The 15,311-nt window shown below is 44.3% G+C and carries 11 protein-coding genes; 8 read left to right on the top strand and 3 right to left on the bottom strand.

Going from position 1 to position 15,311, the window contains the following annotated elements:
• Positions 1-72 precede the first annotated feature (72 nt).
• Complete coding sequence (locus BW716_RS11655) at positions 73-915, bottom strand: SDR family oxidoreductase (RefSeq protein WP_083722727.1); 843 nt, start codon at positions 913-915, stop codon at positions 73-75.
• Positions 916-1,052: 137 nt separating this feature from the next.
• Between BW716_RS11655 and BW716_RS11650 the strand changes: the two genes are divergently transcribed.
• The 5 genes from BW716_RS11650 (at position 1,053) to BW716_RS11630 (ending at position 9,408) form a co-directional block, all read left to right on the top strand.
• The gene (locus BW716_RS11650; protein ID WP_179091093.1) at positions 1,053-2,087 is read left to right on the top strand and encodes a serine hydrolase; all 1,035 of its coding nucleotides are present in this window, start codon (positions 1,053-1,055) and stop codon (positions 2,085-2,087) included.
• Between the two features lie 38 nt (positions 2,088-2,125).
• Positions 2,126-3,685 (top strand): tetratricopeptide repeat protein, encoded by a 1,560-nt coding sequence (locus tag BW716_RS11645; protein WP_083722725.1) that lies wholly within the window; start codon positions 2,126-2,128, stop codon positions 3,683-3,685.
• Between the two features lie 288 nt (positions 3,686-3,973).
• Positions 3,974-6,742: a TonB-dependent receptor gene (locus tag BW716_RS11640; protein ID WP_179091092.1), complete on the top strand. Its 2,769-nt coding sequence runs from the start codon at positions 3,974-3,976 to the stop codon at positions 6,740-6,742.
• 21 nt (positions 6,743-6,763) lie between these two features.
• Complete coding sequence (locus BW716_RS11635) at positions 6,764-8,125, top strand: hypothetical protein (protein WP_083722723.1); 1,362 nt, start codon at positions 6,764-6,766, stop codon at positions 8,123-8,125.
• 5 nt (positions 8,126-8,130) lie between these two features.
• Positions 8,131-9,408: a histidine-type phosphatase gene (locus BW716_RS11630; RefSeq protein ID WP_179091091.1), complete on the top strand. Its 1,278-nt coding sequence runs from the start codon at positions 8,131-8,133 to the stop codon at positions 9,406-9,408.
• Positions 9,409-9,449: 41 nt separating this feature from the next.
• Here the strand turns inward: BW716_RS11630 and BW716_RS11625 are convergent, their stop codons facing one another.
• Positions 9,450-9,989: a hypothetical protein gene (locus BW716_RS11625; RefSeq protein WP_083722721.1), complete on the bottom strand. Its 540-nt coding sequence runs from the start codon at positions 9,987-9,989 to the stop codon at positions 9,450-9,452.
• Between the two features lie 340 nt (positions 9,990-10,329).
• Here BW716_RS11625 and BW716_RS11620 point away from each other — a divergent pair, with 340 nt between their 5' ends.
• Genes BW716_RS11620 through BW716_RS11610 form a run of 3 tightly spaced genes read left to right on the top strand, consistent with a single transcriptional unit; the run spans position 10,330 to position 12,746 of the window.
• A complete protein-coding gene (locus BW716_RS11620) occupies positions 10,330-11,262 on the top strand; it encodes a TonB-dependent receptor plug domain-containing protein (RefSeq protein WP_235643617.1) in 933 nt (310 codons plus the stop codon).
• Positions 11,234-11,743 carry a nicotinamide riboside transporter PnuC gene (gene pnuC / locus BW716_RS11615; RefSeq protein ID WP_235643616.1) on the top strand — a complete coding sequence of 170 codons (510 nt, stop codon included), beginning with the start codon at positions 11,234-11,236 and terminating at the stop codon, positions 11,741-11,743. The genes BW716_RS11620 and pnuC overlap by 29 nt, the downstream gene beginning before the upstream one ends.
• Positions 11,736-12,746 carry an AAA family ATPase gene (locus BW716_RS11610; RefSeq protein WP_083722719.1) on the top strand — a complete coding sequence of 337 codons (1,011 nt, stop codon included), beginning with the start codon at positions 11,736-11,738 and terminating at the stop codon, positions 12,744-12,746. The genes pnuC and BW716_RS11610 overlap by 8 nt, the downstream gene beginning before the upstream one ends.
• A 358-nt stretch (positions 12,747-13,104) precedes the next feature.
• Here the strand turns inward: BW716_RS11610 and BW716_RS11605 are convergent, their stop codons facing one another.
• Complete coding sequence (locus tag BW716_RS11605) at positions 13,105-15,267, bottom strand: hypothetical protein (RefSeq protein WP_083722718.1); 2,163 nt, start codon at positions 15,265-15,267, stop codon at positions 13,105-13,107.
• Positions 15,268-15,311: the final 44 nt, after the last annotated feature.

Raw genomic sequence — 15,311 nt, 5'->3', positions numbered from 1 at the left:
GCTATAAAGGTCATGCATACAGGGAAAACAACCCGCGATAATCCGGGTGAAACAGCTAAAAATGGCGGTGAATTATGCGGCAAAAAACGTGGCATACCCATTGGCAAATGAAGCAAAATCGCGGGCAGGGAGGCCTGTTACATCAACAATTGCAGCACTGATTCCTGCTGCTTCCCCTCTTGCATAGTGTGCATAATCTTCCAGCAAGCCATCTGCCTGCCACTCCGGAAAACCTGCCTGTATCAATGCAGGGCGCATGGCTGCCGCAGGTACATCTACAAACGAAATCTGCTGCCCGGTCGCTGCCGATAAATACGCTGCCATCTCTGCATGGGTAATAGCAGCCGGTCCTGTCAGATCATAGATCTTATTTTCATGCCCGGGTTGGGTCAAGGTAATCGCCGCTACTGCTGCAATGTCCCTGATATCGACCAGGCTAATTGCAGCATCGCCAATAGCTGCATAAAACTGATGCGTATGTTTGATCAGATCTGCAAAGCCTAATAACCCCTGCATAAATAAGTTAGGTCTTAAAAAAGTATAGGCCATACCAGATTGAATGATCTTTTCTTCGATTGCCGCATGATAATGCAAGAACCGAACCGGAGAGTTTTTGGCTGCTGCAAACTGGGAGAGTTTTACGATGTGTTGCACCCCCGCTTCAACAGCGGCCTCCACGAAATTACTTTGTAACTGTTCTGCTTCTTCAGATGAGTTGGTTAATAAAAACGCTTTTTCTACACCCTGCAATGCTTTTACCAGGCTATTTTTATTACTCATATCTCCAATGACAGTCTCTGCCCCTTCAATGGTTTTAGGAGACCTTACCAATGCACGAAATGCAATCCCTTGTGCAGCCAGTTGTTTTGCGAGTTCAGTACCGATATTGCCGGTAGCGCCTGTAATCAGAATCATATTGTTTGTATTTTTATTACTCAAAATTCCAACTTTCACAGGAGGCTGTATTGTAAGAAAACGAAATTCAGGGTGGAATTTAACAGCTTCGCGGGGAAAAATAATAGCAGACCTCGTTGATCATGTACCTTCGAACTATGAGCAAAATACTGATTATCCTACTCTGCCTGTACAGTACGATCGTCTGTGGGCAACAATACGATTTCTCTGCTGTCGATAAATTTATCGAAGCGCATACAGCTGCTTATGATAATGGCGTAGCCGTAATGGTATCCCAAAATGGAAAGGTCATTTATAAAAAAGAACTGGGCCTGCGTGTAGATGATAAACGACTCATTGCTTCCTGTTCCAAATGGTTATCTGGGGCCGTGATCCTGTCATTGGTAGATGAAGGAAAATTATCCCTGACAGATACTGTCGGCAAATACCTGCCCATTTTTACAAAATATCACAAAGGGCATATCACCATTCGCCAGCTCTTCTCGCACACCTCCGGTTTCCCCGGCAATAGCGATCAGCACTATGAAGGCAGGCCTTTTATGACCCTCGAAACAGCGGTCGATTCCATTGCCGCTTATGTTGATATGATTCATCCTGCAGGTACCTACTTTAACTATGGCGGCGTAAGTATGCAGGTGGCCGGTAGAATCGCAGAAGTGGTATCCGGCAAATCATGGCAGGCACTCTTCAATGAGAAAATAGGGAACCCCTGTGATATGAATGCGAATTATATTATTATGAGCTTTCGTAATCCAATGATTGCCGGTGGGGTGAGAACATCGGCTGCTGATTACCTACACTTCCTTGAAATGATTGTGAACAAAGGCGTCTATAATAATAGAAGGGTCTTAAGCGAAGCCGCCATCGCTACCATGCTACAGGACCAGACAAATGGTGCAGCAATAGAGAACACCCCTTACCCCCGAAATCCTTTTTCTCCCCAGCCGGAAAAACCGGTACGCTATGGTATCGGCAACTGGATTGATGTGGTAAGCACTGATGGAAAAATACTGGAAACAAGCAGTCCCGGTGCTTTTGGTACCCATCCGTGGCAGGATGAAGTACACCAGGTAGCAGGCATTATCTTCACAAAAACAGAATTAAAAAAGAGTGCCCAGGTAAGTTTGGAAATCCGTAAAATGATCAGGGATATCCTGAATAGTAAGCCTTAACAATTACTTAATATTAAAGGTGTTTCTTTGCCATCAGTATGCGTATTTTCTTATTGTGCTTATTATTGGCAGTGAACAGTGCATTTGCACAGGAGGTAGATCAATCGGAACAGACTACGCTGGAATTTCCCGACTCCGCCTTTTTGAAATTGAAGGAAGTGTATAGTAAATCTATTGAAGAAAAAGATCATGTCACCACCGGCATCTCTCTTCAAAAGATGGGTAATATCTGTTATTACCTGGGCAATTATCCACAAGCTTTGGAATATCATCTCAAGGCCGACAAGATCTTCCGTGAACAAAACCGGAAAGACCTGCTCGCTGCCAACCTGAATGATATGGGTATCTTATATTATTATAACAGGCAGATCCCCATCGCCCGTAAAGAATATGACGAGGCCTTATCTATCTATAAGCAATCCGGAGATGGTGAAGGACTGGCAGTGACCTATGGAAAAATAGGGCACTTATATGAGAAAAGCGCTAAATATGACAGTGCTTTTTCTTACCAGCGCAAGGCTTTATTGCAATATAGCAGCCTTGCCAAGAAGCAGGGGATGGCCAAGATCTATGAGAATATCGGTAGTATTTATGAAGACCTCGCAAAATTCGACTCCGCATATTATTATTATAGTCATGCCTATGACCTCTATGAACAGGAACACGAAAGTGTAGCCAGCATCGAAGTGCTCAATAACCTCGGAGACATTTTCCGCAAGACAGGCCGATACAATGAAGCCCTCATTCGTACCCGGGAAGCACTTTTGCTGGCAGAAAAAACCAATGACCTTTATGAAAAAGGCGCCGCTTACAGGGATTTAGGTAAAACTTACGCCCTCATGCAGCAAAAAGACAGCGCTTATTTATACGCAGAACTCTCCCGCAAAGCCACCATCGATATATACTCCTTGGAAAATAACCGGCAGACCGCCTTTCTCAGTGTCTTATTTGATATTAATAAAAAAGATGCTGAGATCATTGGGCTGGAACATACCCGGGATATCCACATCATTATCACCATCGCGACCATCGTTGTTATTATATTATTATTGGTATTAGGCCGCATGGTCCTGAGCCGGCAGCGGTTAATGCATGCCACACAGCAGCAACTGATGCAGACAGCATTGGAAAATAAAGACCTGCAGGAAGATAAATTAAGACAGGAACTGGAGATAAAAGGAAAGGAACTGGCCTCCAATACCCTCCACATGATCCAGAAAAACCAGTTGCTGGAAGAACTGAAGGGAAAACTGGAGGTAATGGCGAAAGATGATAAACGGGATCAGAAGAAACAGATTCAACACGTGCTCCAACAGATCAATGTGAGTTTTAATCACGATGAGTATTGGAATGAATTCCGGGATGTATTTGAACAGATCCACCAGGATTTCTTTGCCAGTCTCCGGAAGAAAAAGGAAGATCTGAGTCATAATGATGTACGGTTGGCAGCGCTTATAAAACTCAATATGAACTCAAAAGATATGGCCACTTTGCTGGCAATTTCTCCCGATAGTTTGCGGGTAAGCCGGTATAGGTTGCGTAAAAAGTTAGGTTTGGATGAGGGCGAAAGCTTATCAGCTTTTATTCATTCGCTATAACAAAGCGGATTAAAACGACCTGCTATGAAGGTAAAAATCTCCGGATTTTTTACAATCAAAATTCCGAATACATCTTTTGCCGTAGACAAATGCAACTAATTATGCTACGCCCCTGTTACGGTAACAATTTGTTAATGTAGAATGTGTGTGTTGATTTTCAATTACTTAAAACGCCTTGTTGCCGTCTTGTATACGCTCCTGTTCACGCTGTTACATTTTGTTCACGCCTGTTTTTCGGTTTCAAACGCACCTTTATTCAACTTGCAGCAGCTTTTTAAAACTGCTACAATGAAGCGACAATTCTTTCTTTTCATTATGCTGATTGTTGGGACACTTTCAGCCTTTTCTCAAAAGATCAGTCTGACTGGTCAGGTTATTGATCAACTTTCCGGCGACCCTTTATCAGGTGCCAGCATCACTATCGAAGCCGGAGGAAAACAACAATCTGTAGTTTCCGGACTCAATGGTTCCTTCATTTTTAGAAACCTTCCTGGAGGTACTTACCCTGTACATGTAAAATATGTAGGATATAAACATTTCTCCGGTACCATCTCTGCCGGCGCACCGCTGAAAGTATCGCTGGAAAAAGAAGAACGCGCGCTCCATGCCGTAGACATCTCCGGCAAGCACGATAAAACGACTGCCGCCTCCGCCATGCAGGCCGACAGAAGAGCCAACGTAGTCATGAACTCCGTTGCTGCCAGAACCATCGAAATCTCTCCTGACCTCTCCGTAGCCAACGTTTCTCAGCGTATCTCCGGCGTATCTCTGGAAAGAAGCACCAATGGTGAAGGCCAGTACCCGATCATCAGAGGTATGGACAAAAGGTACATTTACACCCTCGTAAATGGTATCAAGATCCCAAGCCCTGACAATAAAAACCGTTACGTACCACTGGATATCTTCCCTGCTGACCTGCTGGACAGACTGGAAGTGATCAAATCTCTCACGCCAGACAGAGAAGGCGATGCGATTGGTGGTGCGATCAATATGGTGATGAAAGATGCACCTGATCAACTCACCATCCGGGCAAATGCCGCTGTGGGTTATGCAGATAAATTTGCACATCAGGACTTCACGACCTTCAATCACAGCGCTAGTCTGGATGCATCTCCACGTGCTACCAACGCTGCAGGTTATCAGGCTACCATGAAGGATTTTCCAAACAGCGCCTTCACTTACAATACCAAACAGAATCCGATCAATACCCTCTTCAACCTGTCTGCAGGTGGTCGTGTATGGAAAGATAAACTGGGTATTATCGTAGCAGGTAGCTATCAGAATAACTACCGTAATGTAAACTCTGTTTTCTTCGATACTGAAACAGACATGAACAACGGCGATGCAAAAGTAACCAGCATCGAATCCAGGAATTACTCTATCCAGCAGCAGCGTAGTGGCCTGCATACCAAATTTGACCTGAAACTGAATGACAGGAACCAGATCAAATTATATGTAGCCTACATGAACCTGGCGAAGAATGAATTCAGAAGTAAGTCAGACACCAACCTGATCCTGGGCCGTACCGGCGAAGGAACGGGGCGTATCAGCAACAGCTACAGAACTTACCACGATGTACAGCAGATCTTCAACACAACCCTGAGTGGTAACCACGAGATCGCGCCACGCCTGCACATGGATTGGTCCGCTGTATATAGCAAAGCTTCTGACAACAGACCTGACGAAGCGACCCTGAGCCTAACTACCGGTGTAAGCAAGGATGCAACGACAGGTGCACTGGTACAATCTCCACTATACCTGGATGGTACTTCTACCCGTGAGTTCACCCGCAACTCAGACCAGGACAAAGCCGGTTACCTGAACTTCACTTATAAAACTGATATCGCAGATGCAAAGGTTGACTGGTCTGTAGGTGGTATGTACCGCAACAAAACCAGGACCAGTACGTACGATGCATACACCCTGCGTCCTACCGATCCAAGCACACAGACTTACGACGGCAATATCAATAATAACAACTTCACCGTATTCAATGGCGAAGGTACTTCTACCAATGCGCTCAACTACGACGCTACTGAAAACGTAGGTGCGGGGTATGCAATGGCAAAGATCACCTGGCGCAAAATAGAACTGACAGGTGGTGCCCGTTATGAGCATACTGAACTGAACTGGAACAGTGCCGTACCTAAAACGGTTTCCGGCAAAACCGGTTCTATCAACTACTACGACGTATTGCCAAGTGGTTTGCTGAAATACACTATCGACAGGCATCAGGCAGTTCGCTTATCTTACTACTCTGCTATCAGCCGTCCTAACTTCTACGAAGTGATCCCACACACAGGTGGCGATCCGGATGCTGACTACCAGGAGAAAGGTAACTCTAACCTGAAGAGAACTACTGCCGATAACTTTGACCTCCGTTATGAATACTATCCCAAAGGACTGGATCAGTTACTGGCAGGTGTATTCTACAAGAGACTGAACAACCCAATTGAATACGCACTGGAAAACGTAGGTACCAATGTATACTACATGCCGGACAACTTTGGTAAAGCCAGCAACTACGGTTTTGAACTGGATGTAACCAAATACCTGCGCAAGTTCGGTGTAAGAGCAAACTACACGTATACACACTCTGCGATCACTACTGCGAAGACATTATATTATAGCACAACTACCGGTACTTCTCAGAAACAGGTAGATCAGACTAGACCACTGCAGGGCCAATCTGCACACGTGGCAAACGTTTCCCTGTTGTTCAAAGATGACAACAAACTGGGTCTGAACGCACAGCTGGCACTGGGTTATACCAGCAGAAGGATCAACACCGTATCACAGTTCCTGGATAACGATATCTGGCAGAAAGGTTTTACGCAGATGGACTTCTCTATCGAAAAGAGATTCTGCAAGCGTTTCGCTGTGTATGCGAAGGTGAACAACATCCTGAATACACCTTACGAACTGGAGATCAGACAACCTTATACTGCAAGTGGTATCACAGGCAGTGTGCCTTACCAGACATTGGGCAAGAACACATTTGTTCGTAAAGATACTTATGGTGCAAACTACCTGCTGGGTGTAAAATTCAAATTATAAGACCAACAAAATAAGATCACAATGCAAACAAAAAATATATTGCTGTTAGGCTTACTGGGAGTTGCTTTCAGTGCCTGTCATAAAGAAGAATCTGTAAAGGTATCTACGGCTTCTGTAACAGTAGGCCAGACTATTACGTCCGATACATTGACCGGTTCTGTAAAAGGAACGCTTCAATCAGGTCGCACCTATTACTTCAGCTCTGATATCACGATCAATGCAGGCGATACTTTACTCATGCAGGAAGGTACCAGACTGATCGCACTGGGTGATGGTAAAACAACCGCTACCAGTCCGCAGATCACTTGTAATGGTACATTCATCAGTCTGGGTACAGAAGATAACAACAACTTCATCACTGTACTGGATAGCCTGCGTACCACATCAAATATCGGTGCGGGTTTCTGGGGTGGTATTCAGTGTGGCGCAAGTAGTGGTGATGTAATTATTAAGTGGACACACTTGGAATTTGCTGGTGGTCCTGCAGGTGATGCAGCTGATCCGGCGGTATTTGCTTCCGGCGATCCGCGTAACTTCCTCAGCTATACGAATATCGAGGGTCAGGTGATTGTAGAAGATTCCTGGTTCTATGGTAGTACGGACGATGGTATCCGTATTCTGCATGGTAACATCAGCTTTATGCGTAATACTTTTGAAGCATGTGGTAAAGCAGGTGGTGAGTCACTGAACATGAAAGCAGGTACAGTAGGCGATGTGGCATACAATGTATCGATCGGCGCAGCTACTAACTCTTTCAAAGTTTCTAACAGTGGTGGTGCGACTGTGCAGACAAATGTGTATGTTTACAATAACACGATACTGAATGGCGGTATGCGTCAGGTGAAATCAGGTCGTGGTGGTTCTATCAACTATGAAAAAGGTGCGCAGGGTAAGATCTATAACAACATAATCGTAAACTGTCGCTTTGGACTGAGAGTTACATCAGATGCGGATACTACACACATTGCGCATAACAACCAGTATTATTATGCCAATGCACAGTACATGATCAAACAGTTCAATTCAACTGATGGTGTGGCCAGAGCAGGTAGTGCTGACATTAGCAGTGCATCAGTAAAAGATAAGAATCCTCTCTTTGGTTCATACGATGTAGATCAGTTTGATTTTTCTACTGTGACACCTCCATTGGATATATCAAAAATGCCATTGACGATCCTTACGGCACAGTCTTACAACTGGTCACTGCTCCCGGGTTCTCCTGGTCTGAGAAAGGGTGATGCAGATAGTTTCCAGGCACAGGCGAAGGTAACGACAGGGGGTACTTATGGTGCTACTATTCTTCAACCGGGTGTGGATATGGGTGCTTATCAGTCTGATGGAACCGGTAACCAACACTATACTACCAGTTTGGCTTCTAAATAATGAGTATGTATAAGATCGTATTCTTTTTATTATTGAGTGTGGCTGCTGTAGGGCAGGGCTATACAGGCACAAAGACACCATATCCGTTTAAACAGGCGAATTATACACCGGTACCCAAAGGATATACGGCCGCGTATGTGAATTACACAGGCAGACATGGTGCGCGGTTTATGACAAAAGCAGGAAGTGATATAAAGTTGCTGGCATTGCTGAACAAGTCGGCACTGACCCCACTGGGTGATAGTATCAAAGTGATGACAGCACAGTTCCTGCAGATAGAGAAGGATAATTACGAGAATATCAGTTTGCTGGGCGATGCGGAGCAGCATGCCATAGCAGAACGATTAATCAAAAGAGAGGCCGCTGCTTTCAAAGGTCGCGGTATAACGATAGAGGTAACGCATAAGAAGAGAACAAGACAGAGTGCAGATGGATTCCTGAAAGCATTTGCGGATTACAAAGGAAAGAAAGAGTTTAAGCTGGTGCAGGATACGAATGAGAATGTGCTTCGGTTTTATGATCTTTCACCGGCGTATAATGCATTTAAAGAGGGAAAGGTGATTGCAGAGAGAGTGGATTCATTGCAGCAGGATCCGCTCTCCCGGAAAATAGCTGGTGACATCTGTAAAAGAATCTTTACGACTGCCCTGTCAGAAAAAGAGCAAACCGCAGTCGCAGAATGGTTATATGACCTCTACAGTATCCAGTTTTCTTTGGTGATGGAAATGCAGCAGGCAAAGGTATATTTTGATTTCGGAAAAGCTTTTACACAGGAAGACCTGCAATGGCTAAACAAAATAAACAATGCAGCAGACTTTCTTGAAAAAGGTGCAGGGTTGGATACATTAGGTATACAATCAAGAATTGCAGCGCCTTTGTTGTTGGATCTGGTTACCTCTACCGATGCGCTGACAAAAGGGAAGCTGAATAAAGATGCCGTATTAAGGTTCTCTCATGCAGAAGCGATTTCTCCATTAGCTACGCTGATGGGAATTAGGGAAGCAAGCGTACCCACTGCCAGTATTTATGATTTTGATAAAAACTGGAAGGCAGAAAATATCATTCCATTGAGTGCGAATATTCAGTGGATCATTTACAGCAATGGAAAGCAATTCCTTCTCAAAGTTTTACTGAATGAGAGAGAAGTTGCATTGCCTGTTAAGACTACTTGTTATCCGTATTACAAATGGGAAGATGTGAAAAGCTACTATTTATCTAAATTGAAAAAAATAGGAGTGAAGCCCGGTGATGATATGCACAAGTATCTATTGCAGGTGAAATAATAAATAACTGGCCGTCTCATACATCTATGAGGCGGCTTTTTTTACGTGATTAGTAATTCCCTCACCGTTTCATTCCCCGGTAAATCCACCGCCACCACAATCACCTTTCCTCCTGGCGGCAACACATTGACTTTATAATACCAATCCACGCCATTCCGGCCTAATACAGCAGCACCTCTTTCAAGAATGACACCATCATTATCTATCACCCGTACCTGCATTTCTGCTACCCGGAATTCATCCTTAGCAGTAACTACCACCGTCTCTTCTTCGAACCTGATATTCTGTACTTCAGGAGACTTATAAGCATCCTTTACAGCCATATTATAAGCATTCTGTCCGGGTCCTGCCAGCGACTTATAATAAGCCTTCAGCTCCGGATCCTGGATGATCACCTTAGCATAGGCTGCCGCAACGCGCATTTTATACCTCGCTGCCAGCTGATTTTTTGTCGGTTTTCCCTTTGATGGTCCGCGCTTTTTGGCAATGATAATCTGGTCATTCCGTTCGTAAATCGTGAATTGCTTGCCAAGGGTGCCCCGGACGGCATAAAGGAGTAAGTTGTCTTTAACAATAGCCATAAATAACAATTTTGGGGTTATATGTTCAATATTAAAAGAATTCTTTCAAATAATAATGCGACAATAACGCCAAATGAGTACTAATACGTCACTTAATTATCACCTCAATATCCAATTGATATATAGATGTACTTCTGATGTCCTTATAGTGACCTGTTAATAACGGTAAGGAGAACTTATTCTTCAGGTGCCCGGATGAATGCCTGATTTTTATCGTAATAAAATCCTGTTTTGTTTTTTCCAACCAATTCTTATATTTGTGTAATAATTACATTAATGCACACCTATGCCATAGTCATGTGATAACCCAGTAATAACAATTTAGAGGACAATATAATATATGAAACGACATCTATCTGCCACTGTATCAGTATTGTTATGGACTTTGTTTGTCAACGCCCAGGATAAGGATACAATTACGACCCAAAAGAAACTAGGTGAGGTAGTCATCTACAAGGCGAACACCGTTACGCCTGTCACCTACCAAAACCTGAATATGAAAGTCATTGACCAGAAAAACACCGGTCAGGAACCTTCATTCTTACTCTCAGAAACCCCTTCCATCACTGTATATTCAGATGCCGGCTCTTATCAGGGCTACTCTTATTACAGAATGCGTGGTATGGACCAAACCCGTATCAACACCACCCTCGACGGTATGCCGCTGAATGAACCGGAAGATCAGGGGGCTTATTTTTCCAACTACCCTGACATCCTCAACTCTATCAGCAATATCCAGGTTCAGAGAGGTGTAGGTACTTCTAAAAATGGTGCTGCCAGCTATGCAGGGAGTGTACAGCTCTTCTCCCCGGATGTAAGAGACTCCGCCAAAACTACTATCGGTGGCGGTTACGGCGCTTACAATAGCTACCGCCTCTTTGGTGAATACCAGACGGGTGTAAGGAATCACAAAGCCCTCTATATACGTGCTTCGCAGGTGGCCACGGATGGTTATAAATATCATTCTGCCAATCACTCCCAATCTATCTTTGTAAGCGGTGGATTGTTCTATGATAAAAGCACCTGGAAACTCAATGTCATGGCTGGACATCAAAAAAATGACATGGCCTGGCTGGGTGTAGCGGATACCCTTATTGCAAAAGACAGAAGAACAAATGGGAACCTCTCTGATGAAAAAGATCATTTCTTTCAAGGGCTGGTGCAGTTACAAAATATCTGGCAACATCGAGCTGTTGGGTACCGTGTCCGGTCTCATCTCTGTTTACTATGCATCCAGGGGCAATGTGCTTACATGGCCCACAGGGATTGTTAACGAAGTGGCACTGGCCATTTTATTTTATCAGGTACAGCTGTATGCTGATATGTTCCTGCAGGTATTCTTTTTTGTGGTTACCATTTTTGGATGGTATCACTGGAAAAGTAATCGGGCCGATGTACCTATTACAAGACTCAGTGCAAAAGGCATAAAATGGTATATCATTAGCCAGGTAATTGGTACGATTATTTTAGGCACTGTTATTCAACAGTTGCATATATGGCTCCCTGTTTATTTCCCCGTACCTGCCGCCTATGCATATGTAGACTCTTTTGTAACAGTCGCCAGTATCTTAGCGACACTATTACTCGCAAAAAAGCAACTGGAAAACTGGATCTTTTGGATTATCGTAGATATAATTAGTGTAGGCCTATACCTGGTGAAAGGAATTAATTTTTTGTCAATAGAGTATGCCATCTTTTTAGGACTCGCATCCTGGGGATTGTGGCAGTGGCGTAAAAAATTGCGGTATGCGTAAAGCGTTTGTATTTGGAAAGTTTATGCCTTTTCACAAAGGGCATGAGGCAATGATCCGCTTTGCCCTCACAAAGTGCGATTTCCTCACTGTATTGATCTGTGTGAGTGATCAGGAAACTATGCCCGGAGTATTGAGAAAATCATGGCTGGATGAAACGTTCAGACAGGAACAACGGGTAGAGATCCTTACTTATCATTATGATGAAAATATATTGCCCGGTACCTCAGTTACTTCTGCAAGTGTATCTGAAGTATGGGCGGTCGCATTCAAAGAATTACTCCCTGATTACAACATCTTAGTTACCTCAGAACCTTATGGTGAACTGGTAGCAGGCTTTATGGGTATTATACATATCCCTTTTGATCCGGAACGGAAAATAGTCCCTGTCTCCGCCACGATGGTGAGAAATAACCTATGGGAAGCATGGCCATACCTGCCCGATAGTGTGAAAAAGACGATGATGAAAAAGGTGGTGATATTGGGTACAGAATCCACTGGCAAGACTACCTTAACAGGCCGGCTCGCCACCCATTTCAATGCAGCTGCTGTGATGGAAGCAGGACGGGATATTGTAGCAGACTCCAACGATTTCAGTATGCATGATCTGTATGCGATTGCCACTGCACATGCTGCAAGTATAAAAGCTACTGATGCGCCTTTGCTGATTATAGATACAGATATTCATATCACTATTTCCTATGGTGAATATGCCTTTGGGGGAAAAATGCAAATTGAAAACGAAATTTTTGCCATCAATAAAGCAGACCTCTATCTGTATATGGACAATGACGTTCCTTTCGTACAGGATGGTACCCGTATAGATGAAGCTGCAAGAAATGAACTGGATGTATCACACAGAAACGTACTGGAGAAATATGGTATTGAGTACGAAGTGATCAGTGGCAATTGGGAGGAACGATTTGAACAGGCTGTAGGGTTAATAAATCACCTTGTAAAATTTCGTTCACAAGGTGCAAACTTTTCAAGCGTCACACACAGTTAATAGAACAAACTGTGGGGCAGATGTGGCCCTTCTCTTTCCACGATTGTGCCCTGGTATGGAATGTACTATCCATGCCATACATAATAGCAATATCCGCCCGCAAATCTTATTCGGGGCGCCATGTCTCTGCAATCTGGAAAGAGGTTTTTTCTTTTTGTGCAAAAGCCGGCATTGCCAATAATAGCAAAGCAGCTAAGAAGCCGTTCTTTGTATTCATTGTTCCTGATAATGAAAGTTGAGACCCTGTAAATAAAATTCGTAGATCGTAATAATAAAAAATCATCAGGAGAAATCATAACAGGAAGGCCATTCTTTTACCAGCGGTAAAAGAATGGCCTTCAGCAACTAAAAATAACAACTATGCGTTAGGGCACTTCTGCGATACAGAGAATCCCACAGCCTTCACTCCATACCATGGGAACTGTGTATTACTGTTCAATATCACCCTTGTATTTGCTGAGATGCTCAAAGCATATCCGCAGGTATCCATAGCCGCAACATCCAGTGACCATGGCAGACTGCTATCACCCGTATCACCGATACTATGGTAGTAGTGATTCAATGGTGCAGGGGCTGCTCCATTTGTATGCGATGACGGCTGCAGACTGAAATCCCAGTTGGCAAAGAATGGATGCGTAGCACGCAGCTCACCATTGATGATGTGTTTCGCCGCTGTCTTATCATAGCAATGGCAATCGCCACCGATGATGATCAGGTCCAGCGTTTTGCTGAGATCCAGTGTGGTATTCGCGGTAGGACTAATCGTTATTGGCTCGTTGCAAATCACGATAGAGAAGGTGTCCTTGTGAACAACATTGCCCGATGCATCTGTGTATGAGAAACGAATGGTGTAATTACCATCTGCCTGTCCACCGGTGCTCCAACCTGCGAGGTAATTGTATTCATTGTAAATACCCAGTGCCGGATTCGCTTTGTAAATAAACCAGCCATCGGCAGGGTTCTGTGCATCGCTGTATTCCAGGTTCGGATCAGGATTGAAATCGATCATCGCAAAGCTTTCAGCAGTGGATACCGGGGCATAAGTGGTATCAGCAGCACCAAATTGCTTGTACTCGATCTTGTATTTAATCTCACCATTGAAACCATTACGGTCAATGATGCCATGGAAGCTCACCCAGCCGCCATAAGGACGGTTGTTATCTCTTGTAGGTGAAACGGATGCTGCATTTACCAGGAAGCTGGCCGGATCGATGGCATCGCGGTCCACACCACCCACCAGTGTCAGTTCCGCATCTACATGCGCTACCTGGCTTGGACGGATCTGTACCACTGCATCTATCCTGTTGCCCCAGGTATTCAGTGTATTCGGATTGGTAGTAGAAGGGAGGGAAGACCATGACAATACTGCACGTACCCTGATAATATTCGGTGTTGTACAGCTTTTAATACGACCTTTCAGGTTAATAGGCAGGTCTACATTGTAGTACAGACCATCTTCAGGAATATTGCTGATATCATGTACGGTTACACTGGCAGTACCCAGGTATTGCGTGAAGGTGCCGTTGTTGTCCCAGTCAGCCCAGAAAGCCACATGCTCCTGCGAACCTGCATGACACATGTCGCCGCTAAAACCGCTGTTCTTCTTTACTTTGATTACAGCGCCCAGAGTATCCTGTGCGGTATTCAGCCCTACACAGGTCAATTCTTCAAAGGTCACATCCGCTTGTCCTACAGGTTGCAGAATGATCTTGGAGATAGCGCTGATATCTACTTTCAGCTGCGCAATATCTGTCAGATTATAGCCCGAAGCCGCTTTATAAAGCTTGGTGCCATTACTGATCTTCGCTATTACAGAAGGATAGAACGTACGATGATCAGGTACTTGTGCACGCTTGTAGGTCGTGTACAATTGTTCTAAAGGCGGCACAGGAGCTAAAGCTGGTAAATCAACTTTTGCCTGCAGGTCAATGTTCGCGAGAAAGTCTGGTTTTTCCTTCACATTCAGGATGGTGAAGATATCATTCCAGATGATGAACTTTTTGCGGGGCAGTTGAATATTCACATCTTTCACATTGCCATAGTATGGCTTGTCGTTTGGGTTAGCAGAGGGGATGCTGTTCCATGATAATACCGCTCTTACAGTTGGTATCACGGCCTGGTTACAGGCAAGGAAGCGGCGGTATTTCTCATCATTGATGTACAGGAATGTCATATACTTCAATGGATGTTGCGGACCCGCAGGTGCTTCAGAGATGTCAGCTACCTTGAAGCTGGTGTATCCCATATCCTGGAAACCGCTGCCGTCTTTGAAGTCTACAAAGAAGCGGACGTATTCTTTAGAGCCATTGGTACAAAGACCACCGCTGTAACCGGTAGCTTGCTTGATGCTTACAATCGCTTCCAACTTGCCTTTGGAAGGATTGTAGCCTACGCAGGAAAGTTCTTCCCATGTAGTGTTGGTGTTGGTGATAGCAGGCTGTGAAATGAATGACTGCAATAAAAAGGTCTGGCGGGTAAATAGTTGCTCAGCTGACAGACCGGGAATCTTCAGATTTTCCATGACGTTTTTTTTGGGGTGACGAAACTTTAGCTTTGTTGTGGTGA

Source organism: [Flexibacter] sp. ATCC 35208, from assembly GCF_001975825.1.
Lineage (GTDB): Bacteria > Bacteroidota > Bacteroidia > Chitinophagales > Chitinophagaceae > Chitinophaga.
The sequence above is the reverse complement of the archived record's forward strand: the minus strand, read 5'-3'. Positions and strand labels throughout refer to the sequence as shown.

Bases quoted from the DNA above. Each gene is read 5' to 3' on its own strand.
- BW716_RS11655 (WP_083722727.1), bottom strand. From the start codon at position 915: ATGATTCTGATTACAGGCGCTACCGGCAATATCGGTACTGAACTCGCA.
- BW716_RS11650 (WP_179091093.1), top strand. From the start codon at position 1,053: ATGAGCAAAATACTGATTATCCTACTCTGCCTGTACAGTACGATCGTC.
- BW716_RS11645 (WP_083722725.1), top strand. From the start codon at position 2,126: ATGCGTATTTTCTTATTGTGCTTATTATTGGCAGTGAACAGTGCATTT.
- BW716_RS11640 (WP_179091092.1), top strand. From the start codon at position 3,974: ATGAAGCGACAATTCTTTCTTTTCATTATGCTGATTGTTGGGACACTT.
- BW716_RS11635 (WP_083722723.1), top strand. From the start codon at position 6,764: ATGCAAACAAAAAATATATTGCTGTTAGGCTTACTGGGAGTTGCTTTC.
- BW716_RS11630 (WP_179091091.1), top strand. From the start codon at position 8,131: ATGTATAAGATCGTATTCTTTTTATTATTGAGTGTGGCTGCTGTAGGG.
- BW716_RS11625 (WP_083722721.1), bottom strand. From the start codon at position 9,989: ATGGCTATTGTTAAAGACAACTTACTCCTTTATGCCGTCCGGGGCACC.
- BW716_RS11620 (WP_235643617.1), top strand. From the start codon at position 10,330: ATGAAACGACATCTATCTGCCACTGTATCAGTATTGTTATGGACTTTG.
- BW716_RS11610 (WP_083722719.1), top strand. From the start codon at position 11,736: ATGCGTAAAGCGTTTGTATTTGGAAAGTTTATGCCTTTTCACAAAGGG.
- BW716_RS11605 (WP_083722718.1), bottom strand. From the start codon at position 15,267: ATGGAAAATCTGAAGATTCCCGGTCTGTCAGCTGAGCAACTATTTACC.